Source organism: Acinetobacter sp. UC24323 (assembly GCF_024151445.1).
Lineage (GTDB): Bacteria > Pseudomonadota > Gammaproteobacteria > Pseudomonadales > Moraxellaceae > Acinetobacter > Acinetobacter baumannii.
Window position 1 is genome coordinate 140,333 of record NZ_JAHIBY010000009.1, and the last position, 15,368, is coordinate 155,700.

The window sequence follows — 15,368 nt, forward strand, 5'->3', positions numbered from 1 at the left end:
CATCAAAACGTCTACTTTAAAAATCAATTATTAGCTTAAGTTATGGAATTTGTAGGAAATACTCCCAAATAATAAAACCTAAGCCAAACCCTAGCATTGAATAGAGGGTAATAATAAATAGTACAAAACTAGCTTTATTTTTCTTTCTTAAAAAACTCATGTTAGCTACCTCGTGTCTAGATACTTACTATCATGAAGAAAGGCAAGGTGTAATCATAGATACAGAATTTTTTCAAAAAAATATAACAGATGGGTAGGTGTTATAACCTCATCTTTAATTAAGTTTTTCTTCAAATTTATGACTGAAAAAAGACTAAAGTATGGTGAATCTAGAAGCATGAAAGGTACTTATAAAAATTATTTCTACATTGTTTTTTAATGATAATTTATTACTCATGTTGTGTGAAAAATAATCATTTACAATTGAAAGAAAACATTTCTAATTAGTTAAAATTATTAAATAAAAATGCGGATCAGTTAACACAATCTTAATTTTTTTGGGGTCCGTTATGGTGCGATTTTACATAATATCGGTAATCTTTACATTGAAATCTAATTTGTTTTCACTCAATTACAATTAATTCATCATAATCAGAAGATGAATTTTTTTTATTTTCAATTGTTTATAAGAATATTGAGGAGGAAGAAATGCCAAAGTATTTAGCTATAGCAGATAAAGTATATAAGGAAATTAAAAAAGATAATTTATTTACTGAAGATACGATTCAAAATTTAAACTGTTTAATTAGCTTGATTCGCAAAGCAATTAAAGGTACTGAGTTCAAACTTAAGTACAATTTTATAAATTTTGAAGAATGCTTAAATCAATTTAATAAAGAAAAATCAGTGCATATTGATTTAAGTCTTATGCCCAAGTTTAAAAATGAAGATGAATTCATTTTGTGGCTTGCAGGCTTTATTGAGCGAATGACGATTGGAGGGAAAGAGAAGCTTCCTCCAATTTCAAACTATATTCCAAAAGGCTTTAAAATTGATCAAGCTGAAATTCCTGTGGCTGCAGAACCAAGCAAAGAAGAAAATGCTGAGATGATTGTTAACTATTTTAAATCTGAGGATTTCATTAAAAATAATAAAATATCCTCTTAAATATAGAAGTATTTGTCCACCTTACTTCTATATCTGGCTGATAATATTCAGCTACCGCCTTCTGAGGCGGTTTTTTTATTTAACAAGTTTAAATGATCAGCATATAAAACTTATCAAAAATGTCAGTAAATATGGAAATGTTTTATAAAGAATTAATAATGACATAAAAAATAATAAGTTGGAGATTATATTGTTATTTTTATTAAAATATTTTTCACATAAAAATAATCTTAAATTACGTATAGAAACATTTACTGGTACATAATTTCCAAAAAAATAGGATGATGAAGAGATGAATGAGAATGCTGAACTCATTAAATATTTAGATATTGCCGAAAATGTATACGAAAATATGTATGAAAAGTACCAGATTACGGATAACCCTATAACCAATCTCAATAGAGTGATGGCAGAAATTAGAAAAGAAGCCGAACAAAATGATTTAAAGTTAAAATATACCAAAATTGATTTTGAAGAATGTTTGACTAAGCCTCTTTCTGAAAGAGAGATAAAAGTTGACTTAAGTCTACTTCCTCGTTTTGAGTATAGAGATGAATTTATTTTATGGCTCACTAATTTTATTAGAAATATTAGTGTGCAAAAAAAGTTCGTAAAACAAAAGTACTATTTTAATTAGCTTTATAAACTTTTTAACTACTCAAAACTATTAATAAATTTTATAGAACAGCGATATAAAAAGAAAAATAAAGTGCACCTTTGTAGAGGTAACTTACATGAAGAATATTACTGAAAAATCACTTTTTGATGTTTTTACCCAGCATCAAGCTTATCTCTACCGAGCATCATCGCGATCGGTAAATGAACTTTATAAGTTTTTTAATAGTGAAACGATGGATATGCTTGATCGGTTAAGCAATTTAATGAAAGAGCTGAATGAAACTGAGAGGTTTGCTCTTGCTGGTGGAGAGTATACAACTCAGCATCTAAAAAACATTCAACTTGTTATTTCGAACTGGTTTAATTCAATTAGCACTGTTTTACCGGAAATTTTTACTCACTCGGCAATTGCTTTGGCTATATATGAGTCAAACTATATGGCCAAACTATTTGGTAAGGTTATTAAAGATTTAGAGGGAGAGCAGCTTTATCAGTCAATAAAACGAGTGCCTTTGGCTGGAGGTACCTTGGTTGATGAATCCTTAGCTCAAATTGGTGAAAATGCCCTTCAACGCATTGAATATGCTATTCGGGATGGCATGAATACCAGGATGACGCCTCAGCAAATCATCAAACGTATTACAGGTACAAAACGCCTTAAGTACGAAGATGGATTGCTCAACAGTACCAGAATCGATATTGAAAGAATTATTAGAACGCTACGTAGTCATATATCAAATCAGGTCTATTTATATAATTTCAAAAATTTTAATTTTGAGTATGTAAGGTTCGTGAGCGTTTTAGATGGCAGGACTTCTAAAATCTGTGCAGCCGTTGACGGTTCTATTTGGAAACTGAATGACCCGGCGAAAAGAGTGCCACCTTTGCATCCGAACTGCCGAAGTATTCTGGTCCCTGTAAGTAAGGATGGAAGGCTTATTGGGAACCGATCTTTCGTTATGGATGAGAGGAAAGTACGAGATATTCCTAAAGATGAGCGGACTCAGTTAATGGGTCAAATAGATGCAAATATTTCCTTCAAAGAATTTTTTAATCTGACCGATAATTTTTTCCAAAAAGAATGGTTAGGCCCTAAACGTTATAAGTTATATAAAGAAGGGCAATTTGATTTTGATAAATTTTTTGATCCAAAGGGGCGGCTCTATACTTTGGATGAATTGAGAGAATTAGATGAACGAACTTTTAAAATACTTGGGTTATAGCTTCATTGTTCTCCACCAAAATAATAATGCCAATAAACTCACACATGCGCCTAGACTACATACACCGAGCCATCCTGCATAAGCATAAGTCGCTGTTGTGCTGATTGCACCCAGTCCACTACCTATTGCATAAAAGAGCATGTATAGACCCACAAGCCGACTATGCGCTTCTGGGCGAGTACGAAAAATCATACTCTGGTTGGTCACATGCAGGGCTTGTCCACCTAAGTCGAGCAATACTATGCCAATCACCAGCGCCCAAAGTGAGTAGGCCATGAGTGAAAGCGGCCACCATGCGAGCAGCAATATTAACAGTGCTGCCAAGCTTGTGCGCTGAGCATATCCGCGGTCGGCCCATTGGCCAGCACGAGTGGCGGCTAGAGCACCGATTACACCGAACAGTCCAAAAGACCCAATTACAGTATGTGAAAAGTTATAGGGTGGTGCACTTAACGGTAGTACCAATGCGCTCCAGAAAATATTAAATGCCGCGAACATGAGTAAAGCTAATACGCCGCGCACCTGTAGGACTTTTTCTTGGCGCAGTAGCTTTAACATAGAAGATAGAAGTTGCGGGTAGCGCATGGTAATAGGCTGAACATTTAAATGAGGAAGTCGCCTCCAAAGTGGTAAGGCAATCATGAGCATAATGATAGCTGCGCAAAAGTACACGCCGCGCCAACCCGCCACATCACTAATTCCTCCTGAAAATACACGGGCAAGCAGTAACCCAATGAACACACCACTCTGTGCAGTACCAACCACATGCCCTTGCTCATGTGGGGCCGCAGCACTTGCAGCATAGGCAATAAGTCCTTGTGTCATGGCTGTGCCGAGTAGACCCACCGCAAGCATTCCTGTCAAAAGAACAATTGTAGAGTGGGCAAAGGCAACCATTAGCAATGCAGATATTAAAGCCAGTAACTGTATAGCCATTAACTGACGCCGATTTATAAGATCACCCAACGGCACTAAAAACACGAGGGCAAGTGCACAACCTATTTGAGTGGCTGTAACCACACCACCAATGGCGGCATGACTAACATTAAAGTCACTCGCTAAGACGTCGAGCAAAGGCTGTGCATAATAGACATTTGCTACGCTTGCACCACTTGCTATAGCAAATAGTAAAACTACGCTACGAGGTAGGTTCGAATGCGTTTTATTGTTGTTTACCGGAGACGTTGAAGATACAAGAGAAGCTTTCATTATTCTAAATCCATCCAATCTAGTTTTAAAATGCAACTAGTTGAATGTTAGATCGACTGGTTTTAAAATGCAACTAGATATCTTGTTACTGATTATTGGTAAGGAAACTCAATGGCTAACTCTACATTGATGAAAGAAGAACCTTGTCCTGTTGCACGCTGCGTCAATCTCATAGGAGATCGCTGGTCACTGCTTATTGTGCGCGATGCATTTGACGGAATGCGCCGTTTTGGAGATTTCCAGCGGAGCTTAGGCGTTGCACGAAATATTCTTTCTGACAGGCTGAAAAAGTTGGTGGATGTTGGTGTTCTTGAAATGCAAGATGCTTCAGATGGTACGGCTTATCAGGAATATGTGCTAACCCCTAAAGGGGAGAGTTTATTTCCTGTGATTGTTGCTCTACGTCAATGGGGAGAACACAACTTATTCGAAAGTGGTGAGCGCCATTCTCTGTTAATTGATAAAAATACAGGTCAGCAAATTCCATTTATGGCACCAGTCACAGCAGATGGAAAAGTGCTAAAAGCCTCTGATACTCAAGTGCAAAAGGTGAAATAAAATAAGAGAATAGAAAAATTAACCTTTTTTAACTTAAATTTTGGGAGATTAGTTGCTAACCTTGCGCGTCAAATTAAGGTGAGATTATGAGATTTATATTCCTCTTTATAAGCGCAATTTCAATTCAATGTTATGCAGCATCGGAAGCGATGGAACTTCATTACTGTGAAACTGTGAAAAAAGCAGCGAGTGGCGTGATGGATGCTAGACAACATGAAGTGCCAGCTAAAGAGTTACATGACATCGCCAATCATCTTGAAGAGCAACAAGCCAAACAACTTTATCAAGAGCTTATCAAATCTGCATATTCTTCAAAGCTATTTGAAGACCCTCTCATTAAGTCAAAAGCTGTCGAGAATTTTCAAACCACTTGGCATGAACAATGTTTGGCAAAAGAATTAGCTAAAAATATGTGAGTGTTAGGGGGAAATGGCTAGCTTAGGTTGGAAGATAGAACTTTATTTCTTACTTACCTCTTCGCTAACACTGGCTAAGCGCGGTAAAGAAGGGGAGAAGGTATTAGTTCGGGTTCTTAATATCATGCAAGGCCAACGTTACATCGAAATTTGTGAGTGAAATCCCACGCAGGAACAATTCCTTTATGGCTGGATTGCTAACCGCGTTTCACTATGAAGGCTCTGATTTCGCTGTGTATTCTACTTTCAGGTTGCACAGCTCATACGATATCTACAAAAGTGCATGTCACTGTTTGTGTGCAGTGTGTGAATTAAAGTCTTTAGAAGAACGCTTTTTTATAGATGGGTGAATAAGTTAAATTGGTTTAAATTTTCTTTAAATATATTTAATTTTAGCTTTAGTATCTATAAGTTAATATAACGAGCTTTATTGTTATTTTCGTAAAAATAAAAAATAAAAATTGTTTTTAAGTTAATGTTTTTTAAAATTATATATATTTTATATTTACATTAATAAGATTGGATACAGAGGCATGATTCATTATTAAATTTATATCATCTATAAGTAGAAATACTCATGAATTAAGTTAAAGGATATTGGTATGAAAGCTATTTTAACGAAGAAAATTATTAGCTGTATCGCAATTAGTGGTGTTTTAAGCTTCAGTGCATTTGAGATTATGGCAGCGAATCAACAAACTATAAATGATGGGAAGAATCACTCTAAAATATTAAATGAAAACCATGAAAATTTGACTGATAGTCAAATTTTCAAGATATTAAGTACAGCTAATAATGGTGAAATTAAGCAGGCAAAAACTGCATTGCCAAAACTAAAAATGGATGAAGCTAAGAAATATGCTGAAATGATGATTAAAGAACATTCTGCCAATGAAAAAAATGCACAAGCGTTGGCAAGTCGGTTACAGTTGATTTCACAAACCAGTAATCTTAGTAAATCATTGCAAAATGATAGTGATAAAATTGTTAGTAAGCTTAATCAAATAACATCAGATACTGATAAAAATTATATGATGAGTCAAGTTAAAGTTCACCGTAAAGTTTTGACGATAATTGATAAGCAGTTAATACCAAACACGAAAAGTTCTGAATTAAAAAATATGCTCGTACAAACACGTGATGCTGTTGCGAAACACCTAAAAGCAGCTGAAGATATATTTAAAAATATGAAATAATATAATTATTTTCTTTTAAAAATACATTTAAAAAGCCTAGTATTAATTAACTAGGCTTTTTTAAATTGCATATACATAAAATCATAATTTCCTGCAGGACAGTGTAAAACTAGAATGTTATGGGTAATGTTTAATCTAGCGAAATATAATAATTATGGGGTAAAGGATGATATAATTGTGATGTCTATTTGAATAAGAATTTTTATTGATGAGAAATAATTTCTTTAATTAATAACATCTCCTTACTTAATAGGGGTATTTATAAAACATAACTAACCTAAAGGTGAATTATAATAATAATTGTCAAGCATATTTCAAAAGTTCTTTTAATATTCTAGCTCTTTTGAAAGACACTAGATTTTAAAATATAGGGAGTAAGAAAATGGTAAATATAAAACAATCAAATTTAGATGGTAATCATACGACTCAAAAAGAGCCATCTTCTAATGGTAATGTATCAAATAGCAAACCATTACAAGACATTTCATCCACAATTGATAATGCTCGTCCAGATTTAAACTCTCCACCGACTAATACCGATATGAATGAAGGGGGAGAGAATTTGGTTGCTACAGGTGCAGGAACCTTGGGAGGAGCGGCGGTAGGTGCTGCATTTGGTGTTGTTGGTGGCCCTCCAGGTGCTGTTGTTGGGGGGATTATTGGTGGTGTGGTAGGGGCAATAGCAGGTAATGATATAGCTCAAACAAATAATCAAAAAGATGATAGTAATTACTGGCAAGAAGAAGATAATTATTGGCGAGAAAACTATAAAAAAATGCCATATTATACTGAAGACAAGAATCTAGAATATGATCGTGATTATCGGGCGGCTTATCGTTTAGGTTATGAAAATCGTGTACCTAATAATGCAGAAATTAATTTTTCCGAGGTTGAATCTAAATTGAAAACTAAATGGGAACAAGTTAAAGGCAGTTCACGTTTGCAGTGGGAGGAAGCTAAATTTGCTGTAGAAGATGGATTGAAAAAAATTCATCCTTAAGTCATTTAATACTTAGAAAGTCTCCTCAATGGGGGAGACTTTGCGATAATATACTTTTAAGCTAATTTTTAATTTCAATATCAATAAAAACTTAATGATGGGTTTAATCATAAAATATTAATTATATTTTCATTATTCTTTTTTCTTTAGGCATTTAAGTATTTGAACAATTAAGCGGGCACTCTTCATTTTTCTGCCTTCTTCTTGATAGTACTGTTCAAAAAGGGCATAGAAGGGGATATGGATTTTTCAGACTCAGGATTAGCCTGTTAAGATTGTAATTCTAATAATTTTTTAGCGGCCCATTGTTCACACTCACTCGCAGTATCTCGAGTAGCTGTATAATGTTTACCTAAATAACGGACAGTGATGCGCCACGCGTCTCCGCGCTTAACCGGCTTTTGCATAATAACACTCCAAATTTCATGGTACTGCAATGGAAATATAAAGCGTTTTTTAATGCGAATTTTGAATTGACCTATAGACAATAAAAAAACCACCTAACTCTTTCGAATTAAGTGGTTTTTGAATTTTGGAGCGGGAAGTAGAGTTCAAACTCATAACTCCAGCTATGGCTGGATCAAAAGAGTTTTACCGGCACTCCTTCTGGCGCATATAGTAATTCAGTCACGGCTTAAGATGATGCGAGAAGACTATTCGCAGTCAGATGCATGTAACGATGTTAAAAGTGGCTTGGCAGTGTTGCATTGTGGAGATGAGGTTATAAATTTTTAAAATTGTTTTACATAGCTTGGATAAGTGTTTTTTGTATTTGCATATATAACAAAATAATATTTTTCGACGGAAAAATACCCATTATGGACAGGGAAGTTCAATTTGCCTCTTGAAACACTTCATTTATCCTGGCACTCTTGCTTCTACAAAAAAAGGTGTATTTGTGGTATGACTGCCGTTAGCTCTTCTTTCAGATTTTTAGATGTATTTGCCGGTGCTGGAGGGCTTTCAGAAGGATTTATTCAAGCTGGTTTTATGCCGGTAGCGCATGTGGAAGCTGATGAAGCGGCTTGTGCTACTTTAAAAACACGTCAAGCATATCATTGGTTAAAAGATAATAATAAAATCGATATTTATAAAGACTATCTAGAAGGAAATATTACACGTAATGAGTTTTGGGGAATGGTGCCTCAAGAGGTTCTAGACTCAGTTATAAATGAATTTATTGGTCCTGAAAGTTTAAAATCTATTTTTGAAAAAGTTGATAAATTTTTAAATGGTAAAAAATTAGATATTATCGTTGGAGGACCACCTTGTCAGGCATATTCAGTTATCGGCAGGGCACGAGGAAATATGGAAAATGATCCTCGTAATCATTTATATATTTATTACGCTGAATTTTTAAAAAAATATGAACCTGAATATTTTGTTTTTGAAAATGTACTCGGGCTCTTATCTGCAAAAGATAGAAATGGTGATTCATATTTTAAGAAGATGTGTAATCTCTTCAATGAAATGGGTTATGCTGTTGAATATAAAGTATTAACTGCTGCAGATTATGGGGTTTTACAGAATAGAAAGCGTGTAATTCTAATTGGTAAAAGAGGTGTAGAACACAAGGAATTCTATCCAGAGCTTTTGAAAGTTGATTTAAACGCTATGGTTTGGGATGCATTGGAAGATCTACCAAAAATAAAAGCTGGCGAAGGAAGTCATTTACCTTGTGAAGTTTCCCAAAATTATAGTCATTGGTTATTACAAGCGAATATACATACAGATTTACCAGTAACATGGCATCAAGCTCGTCCAAATACTACACAAGATTTGGAAATTTATCGTATAGCAGTGGATATTTGGAATAATAGTAAAAAAAGATTAAATTATAATGACTTGCCAAATAAATTAAAAAGTCATAAATTTAGTGAATCTTTTACTGATCGTTTTAAAGTGGTCGCTGGTGATTTAACTGCGTGTCATACAGTAGTTGCACATATGGCAAAGGACGGACATCATTATATTCATCCTGATATTGAGCAGAATCGCTCTTTAACTCCACGTGAGGCTGCACGATTACAAACTTTTCCTGATGATTATTTCTTTGAAAGTCAAAGCGGGAAACCTAGTCGTACGAGTGCCTATAAACAAATTGGTAATGCTGTGCCCGTTCTATTAGCAAATAAAATTGCAGAAAAAATTATGGAGTATTTAAATGGCTGAAGATAAAAGAATTATAATAAGACCAGCTGGGCGACACATACTTACGATTGGAAGAGAGTTAATTCAAGACCATGCCGCTGCAATAATTGAATTGGTTAAAAATGCTTTTGACGCTGATTCACCGGCAGTAGATATAAAAATTAATAAAGATAATTCAAATAAAAATTATAAAATTATCATAACTGATTATGGTCATGGTATGTCTCGTGATGATGTATTATTAAAATGGTTAGTTCCCTCTACTGATGATAAGCTTAAGAGAAAATCCACTAGAAATGGACGAGTAATGCAAGGCCGTAAAGGAGTCGGTCGATATGCAGTAGCATTATTAGGAGATCTTTTAAAAATTCAAACAGTAACTGAAAAAGGAGAGTGTACTACAGTTTCTTTGTGCTGGAGTGAGTTTGAGAAAGCCCAGTATCTAGATCAAGTTGATATTAAAGTAGAGACAATTACTGATAATAATTTGAAGAAAGGTACAACAATTGAGATTTTTGGTGATGAAAAATTTTATGGTGAATGGACTGAAAAACAAGTTAATAAATTGATTTTTGAATTAAAAAAGTTGGTAGTGCCTTTAGATTTAAGCAGAAGTAATGAAAATAAGAATTTAAATTTTAATATTTATCTCGAAGTAGAAAGTGATAACAATGATGAGGTGATGAAAAAAACTGAAATTAAATCATATCCGATTGTAGATTATTTTGATTATCGAATATCTGGAACAGTTGAAAAAGATGGTACAGGGAAATTAATTTATTCTTGTCAAAAGGCAGATAATATCCCGAATGAAGAAATCAGTTTCCAATTTAAAGAAGCTGTAACTATTGATAATAAATCTTATATGAGAAACTCTCCTCTAAATTGTGGAAAGTTAATTTTTGATATTAGGGTTTATGACCGTGATCCTGAATCACTGTTATCATTAATTAAGCGAGGAAGCCTAACTAAAAATATTGAAAATACTCAATTAGAATTGGGTGAGCCTAAGGGGAAGAAAAAAGTTCAAGAGTTTACTAAGACTGATGCGAAAAATTTATTAGATGAATACAATGGTTTGGGAGTTTTTAGAAATGGCTTTCGTCTTAGACCTTTAGGTGATCCTGGATATGATTGGTTACTATTAGATAGCCGACGTGTTCAAAATCCTTCAATGAGAATCGGTATTAACCAAGTAATTGGTTATGTAAAGATACAATCAGAAGAAGACTCTAATTTAATAGAAAAAAGTGCTCGTGATGGTTTAAAAGATAATAGAGCCTATGAGGATTTAATGAATGCTACTCAGCAAGTAATTGCTGAGTTAGAAACCCGAAGATTTAATTATAGAAAAATTAATGGACTTTCGAGACCTGCTTTAAAAATTGAACAAGAGTTCGAAAAGTTATTTAATTTTGATGATTTGAAGTTTGATATTAAGAAATCTTTAGATGAAGAGGGTGTCTCTTTGGAGACCTCTGATAAAATTTTAAAATCTATAGATGAGAAATCAAAAGAGCAGAATAAAGCCGTAGAAGAAATACGCAAAGCCGTTTCTGTATACCAGACTCAAGCTATGTTAGGAAAAATTATAAATCAGATTTTGCATGAAGGCAGAAGACCTTTAAATTTCTTTAAAAACGAAATACCTAGTTTTAAATTCTTCTTACAAAGTTATATTGAAAACAATAATGAAGATGATTTGAATGAAATTTTGAGTATAGCTGAAGGAATTAATAAAAACTCAAAAGATTTTGTAGAGCTTTTTAGCAAAATATCTCCTCTAGCCGCTGCAAAAAGAGGGAATAGAAAGCAAGAGTTTATCTATAAATGTATTGATGATGCTTTAAAATTATTTTCTAATGATTTAAATATTTTAAATATTGAGGTTAAAATTAATATAAATAAAAATCAAACCCTACTTTGTTGGAAGCAAGACATAGATATTATATTTGCGAACTTAATTGAGAATAGTATCTATTGGTTAAGTCAGATTAATGAGTCTCGTAAAATTGAGATATATGAAGGCTTCGATGAAGGTAAACCAATAATTTTATATAAAGACAATGGACCTGGGATTGATGTAGATAGTATTAAATCAAATGCTATTTTTGAACCAGGTTTTACTAAAAAGACTGAAGGTACTGGATTGGGGCTTTCTATTGCAGGTGAGGCTGCTGATAGAAATGGTTTGGAGTTAAAAGCACAAGAGTCAGATGAGGGTGCTTTATTTTTGTTGTTAGGAAAATAATATGAATTATTTAAAATTAGCTTTAATTGAAGATGATCAAACTACAATTGAAACTTTTGAAAGATCTTGTAAGGTTTTTGAGAGACAGGTTGAAGTCAAAATAGATATTATTAAATGCAGAAATTTATCTGAATTTCAATCAAAAATTTTAGATATTATAGGTTGTGATGGATTAATTGTAGACATGGCATTAACACAGGCTTCAGAAAATGAAGAAAGTGGTTTGCAAGTAATTGAATATTTTTCTAATAATAAAATTATTATTCCAACAGTGGTCTTTACTGGTACACAAGATCCGGTAATATCAAGCCATCCATTCATTGATATAATGGTTAAAGGGGAGGTTGCTAATGAAGAAATTATAGATAACTTTCTAAAAATAAAATCTTCAGGAATATTAGATATTTTAGGGGGGAAAGGATTGTTAAAAGAATACATGTATAATGTTTTTCATAATAACATTAATAAACAAAAGAAAAGATGGATTGACCATTCAGGAAATAACTTGGAAGAAACAAAAAAAGCTTTATTAAGACATACAATAAATCATTTATTTCAATATCTTGAAGAAGATTCAAGTAAAGTTTTTGTTGAAGAAATGTATATTTATCCGCCTATTTCAAAAATCATAAGCCCTGGATGTATTGTTCGTAAAGATAAAACAGATTATTTAGTTCTTACACCTGCTTGCGATCTCGTACCTAGAGCCTACAAAGAAAAAGATGAAAATGGAGAGGTTAAAAAATCATCTGAAGGGGAGCCTATAATTACCATGAAACCAAAAACTAATTGTGTTCTTTTAGCTGAAATTCAACCTTTAGAAAAATCATTACAAGAAGTTTTAGAAATGGATAATTTGTCCCGATCACCTAAAAATATTAAAAAGTGTTTAGATAAAATTTTTAAAGATGTCTTGGAGTACTATCACTTTTTACCAGATGCTTTTGATTTTAAGGGGGGAACTGTTCTATTTAGATCTATTACTTCAGTCGAACCTGAAAAATTAGCTAACGAATATAGCTCAATTATAATTCGAGTTTCTCCTTTCTTTTTAAATAATATTCAAGCTAGATTTTCTCGCTACTATGCGAGACAAGGACAACCAGATATTGATTATTCTAGTTTTATGGAAGAAAAAATAGCTATGTATGGCGTGAATACTTAAAAACTATATGAATAATATAGGGGCTTTATGCAATTTCTTGATTTTTCCTAAATAAATTGATTCCTTAATAGGGGGTAGGCTAGCCTTCTATTAAGAAATTATTTGTTCATTTATTTCTAGTAATGGTTCTGAATCCAATAGCCATTTTGTAAGGATATCTATAAGTGCTACAGGATCTTTTTTAGAACGACGTATCGCACACTCCCATATAGTACATATTCTCCAGCCGCTATCTAAAAGAAGGCTTTTAGTTTTCAGATCATTTTCCTGATTTTTAGAAATTTTTGCTTCCCAGAATTCGGTGCGGCTAGCCGGTAACTTGAACAACCGACAATTCTGATGCCCATGCCAGAAACAGCCATGTATAAAAATGATAGCCTTGTATTTTGGTAATACAATATCAGGTTTACCGGGTAAGTCTTTGCGGTGGATACGGAAGCGGAAGCCCTGTGCATGAAGAAGGCTACGGATGAGCAATTCTGGTTTTGTATTTCGTCCTTTAATATTTGACATCATACGGCTGCGCGTAGCGCTATCGACAATATCTACCATTATTATTTATACCTTATTTTTAATAACGATCAGTTTAGCAGTACTTGAACTTATGAATGGTATATACATTTTTTGCTTTATAGTGGACGAAATGTAAATGTGCATCGCACCCGATAGTTAGAAGCGAAAGATGAGTTGTGATATTCATGATGTTGCAGCAGAATATAAGATGTTTGTTTAATATGATTTCGATTGGTCAAAGCTAATTACCAGACAATAAAAAAACCACCTAATTCTTTCGAATTAAGTGGTTTTTGAATTTTGGAGCGGGAAACGAGACTCGAACTCGCGACCCCAACCTTGGCAAGGTTATGCTCTACCAACTGAGCTATTCCCGCAATGTGAGCACATTATAGAGTGTTTCATTAAAGTGTCAACACTCTTGTGATCTAATTGAACGTTTAATCAGCACGACGCCAAACTGTACCTTGACGTGTATCTTCAAGAACTACGCCTTGCTCAAGTAAAGACTGACGAATGCTATCTGCTTTCGCAAAGTCTTTTGCTTTTTTCGCATCAACACGTTGTTGAATGAAATCTTCAATTTCAGCATCAGACAAAGCAAGTGCATCTTGTCCAATATCTGATTTTAAGAAATCGTCTACATTGTGTTGTACCAAACCTAAAATGTTGGTGAGGTGACGTAATGTCGAATAAAGCACAGTCGCTTGGTCAGCTTGCTCTTCTTTTACGGCACGGTTTAACTCTTTATTGAGTTCAAACAATACAGCCATTGCTTCGGCAGTATTGAAATCGTCACACATTGCATTGTTAAAGCGTTCAATAAAGCTTTGATCAAGCGTTTCAGTTGTCGTTTGACCGTACACTTGTTGATAAGCTTTAAATGAATGATAGAAACGAGTTAAAGAAGTTTTTGCCTCTTTAAGTGCTACATCAGAGAAGTTCACAGGGCTACGATAGTGTGAAGACACAATAAAGTAGCGGATCACTTCAGGGTGGAATTTCTCCATTACGTCACGAATCGTAAAGAAGTTGCCTAAAGACTTAGACATCTTTTCACCATCAACGTTAATAAAGCCAACATGCATCCAGTAGTTTACATATTGCTCACCAGTCGAAGCTTCACTTTGCGCAATTTCATTTTCATGGTGCGGGAACATTAAATCTGAACCGCCACCATGAATGTCAAAGTGATTGCCTAGGCAGCAAGTCGACATTGCAGAACATTCAATGTGCCAACCCGGACGGCCATTACCCCAAGGGGATGCCCAAGATGGTTCATTTTCTTTTGCATGTTTCCAAAGCACAAAGTCAAAAGGATGTTTCTTTTCAACTTCTACATCAACACGCTCACTTGCGCCAGCTTGCATATCATCAAGCTTACGGCCAGAGAGGCGACCATATTTTTCAAATTTGGTGACTTCAAAATATACATCACCGTTTGAAGCAGGGTAAGCAGCGCCTTTATTCACCAGATTACCAATCATATTTTGCATCTGGTCAATATATTCAGTCGCTTTAGGTGCTTCATCTGGTGCTAAACAGCCTAAGTTCGCTGCATCTTCATTCATGGCGTCGATGAAACGCGTGGTGAGCTGTTGGATTGTTTCACCATTCTCATTCGCACGTTTGATGATTTTGTCATCAATATCGGTAATGTTGCGAATGTAGCGGACTTTCCAGCCTTGACTACGCAAAAAACGGATAATGTAGTCAAATGCAACCATAACTCGAGCATGCCCGATATGACAGTAGTCGTAAACGGTCATACCGCAGACGTACATATCGATGTGACCTTCTTTGCGAGGTACAAATTCAACTTTTTTTCGTTGCTCAGAGTTATATAAAACAAACGGTTGCATAAGGGTTTTCAAACACTCAACAAAAATAGTGTTACATCATAACTGATGCATCATTTTTAACAAAGTTTTATGCATGAATTTTATAAGCTTGTGAAATCT

General features: G+C 34.2%; 15 protein-coding genes and 1 tRNA gene. 10 read left to right on the top strand and 6 right to left on the bottom strand.

Translation table 11 applies throughout. The annotated features are described in order from the left end of the window. Positions 1-40 precede the first annotated feature (40 nt). Complete coding sequence (locus tag KNQ97_RS13690; protein WP_001982898.1) at positions 41-160, bottom strand: hypothetical protein; 120 nt, start codon at positions 158-160, stop codon at positions 41-43. Positions 161-648: 488 nt separating this feature from the next. On the opposite strand from KNQ97_RS13690, the gene KNQ97_RS13695 reads away from it, so the two are divergent. The 3 genes from KNQ97_RS13695 (at position 649) to KNQ97_RS13705 (ending at position 2,948) form a co-directional block, all read left to right on the top strand. Then, complete coding sequence (locus KNQ97_RS13695) at positions 649-1,107, top strand: hypothetical protein (RefSeq protein ID WP_253612361.1); 459 nt, start codon at positions 649-651, stop codon at positions 1,105-1,107. A 292-nt stretch (positions 1,108-1,399) separates the two neighbouring features. Continuing rightward, positions 1,400-1,744, top strand: a complete 345-nt coding sequence (locus KNQ97_RS13700) for a hypothetical protein (protein ID WP_031960182.1) — start codon at positions 1,400-1,402, stop codon at positions 1,742-1,744. A gap of 97 nt (positions 1,745-1,841) precedes the next feature. Next, positions 1,842-2,948, top strand: a complete 1,107-nt coding sequence (locus KNQ97_RS13705; RefSeq protein WP_253612362.1) for a minor capsid protein — start codon at positions 1,842-1,844, stop codon at positions 2,946-2,948. Here the strand turns inward: KNQ97_RS13705 and KNQ97_RS13710 are convergent. Next, a complete protein-coding gene (locus KNQ97_RS13710) occupies positions 2,943-4,157 on the bottom strand; it encodes an MFS transporter (protein ID WP_253612363.1) in 1,215 nt (404 codons plus the stop codon). The two genes, KNQ97_RS13705 and KNQ97_RS13710, sit on opposite strands and share 6 nt — an antisense overlap. Before the next feature lie 111 nt (positions 4,158-4,268). Here KNQ97_RS13710 and KNQ97_RS13715 point away from each other — a divergent pair, with 111 nt between their 5' ends. The 4 genes from KNQ97_RS13715 (at position 4,269) to KNQ97_RS13730 (ending at position 7,327) form a co-directional block, all read left to right on the top strand. Then, complete coding sequence (locus KNQ97_RS13715) at positions 4,269-4,715, top strand: helix-turn-helix domain-containing protein (protein WP_000024024.1); 447 nt, start codon at positions 4,269-4,271, stop codon at positions 4,713-4,715. Positions 4,716-4,801: 86 nt separating this feature from the next. After that, complete coding sequence (locus KNQ97_RS13720) at positions 4,802-5,131, top strand: hypothetical protein (RefSeq protein WP_001210983.1); 330 nt, start codon at positions 4,802-4,804, stop codon at positions 5,129-5,131. Between the two features lie 602 nt (positions 5,132-5,733). After that, positions 5,734-6,327: a DUF4142 domain-containing protein gene (locus KNQ97_RS13725; RefSeq protein ID WP_000644342.1), complete on the top strand. Its 594-nt coding sequence runs from the start codon at positions 5,734-5,736 to the stop codon at positions 6,325-6,327. Positions 6,328-6,709: 382 nt separating this feature from the next. Continuing rightward, complete coding sequence (locus tag KNQ97_RS13730; protein ID WP_005129039.1) at positions 6,710-7,327, top strand: hypothetical protein; 618 nt, start codon at positions 6,710-6,712, stop codon at positions 7,325-7,327. A 269-nt stretch (positions 7,328-7,596) separates the two neighbouring features. Here KNQ97_RS13730 and KNQ97_RS13735 read toward each other — a convergent pair whose 3' ends face one another. Further along, entirely contained in the window at positions 7,597-7,734 is a 138-nt protein-coding gene (locus KNQ97_RS13735; protein ID WP_001171614.1) for a hypothetical protein, read from the bottom strand. 496 nt (positions 7,735-8,230) lie between these two features. On the opposite strand from KNQ97_RS13735, the gene KNQ97_RS13740 reads away from it, so the two are divergent. The 3 genes from KNQ97_RS13740 to KNQ97_RS13750 are packed head-to-tail and all read left to right on the top strand — an operon-like array spanning position 8,231 to position 12,894. Then, the gene (locus tag KNQ97_RS13740; protein ID WP_253612364.1) at positions 8,231-9,499 is read left to right on the top strand and encodes a DNA cytosine methyltransferase; all 1,269 of its coding nucleotides are present in this window, start codon (positions 8,231-8,233) and stop codon (positions 9,497-9,499) included. After that, positions 9,492-11,729, top strand: a complete 2,238-nt coding sequence (locus KNQ97_RS13745; protein ID WP_000796695.1) for a sensor histidine kinase — start codon at positions 9,492-9,494, stop codon at positions 11,727-11,729. The genes KNQ97_RS13740 and KNQ97_RS13745 overlap by 8 nt, the downstream gene beginning before the upstream one ends. 1 nt (position 11,730) lies before the next feature. Further along, positions 11,731-12,894 (top strand): hypothetical protein, encoded by a 1,164-nt coding sequence (locus KNQ97_RS13750; RefSeq protein WP_001108425.1) that lies wholly within the window; start codon positions 11,731-11,733, stop codon positions 12,892-12,894. 90 nt (positions 12,895-12,984) lie between these two features. On the opposite strand, the gene KNQ97_RS13755 is transcribed toward KNQ97_RS13750, so the two are convergent. The 3 genes from KNQ97_RS13755 to cysS form a co-directional block, all read right to left on the bottom strand. After that, on the bottom strand, positions 12,985-13,446 hold the full coding sequence (locus tag KNQ97_RS13755; protein WP_000227708.1) for a very short patch repair endonuclease: 462 nt from the start codon (positions 13,444-13,446) through the stop codon (positions 12,985-12,987). Positions 13,447-13,708: 262 nt separating this feature from the next. Further along, a tRNA-Gly gene (locus tag KNQ97_RS13760) sits at positions 13,709-13,784 on the bottom strand. A gap of 63 nt (positions 13,785-13,847) precedes the next feature. Further along, positions 13,848-15,269, bottom strand: coding sequence for a cysteine--tRNA ligase (cysS, locus tag KNQ97_RS13765; protein WP_001182279.1), 1,422 nt, complete (start codon positions 15,267-15,269; stop codon positions 13,848-13,850). Between the last annotated feature and the right edge of the window lie 99 nt (positions 15,270-15,368).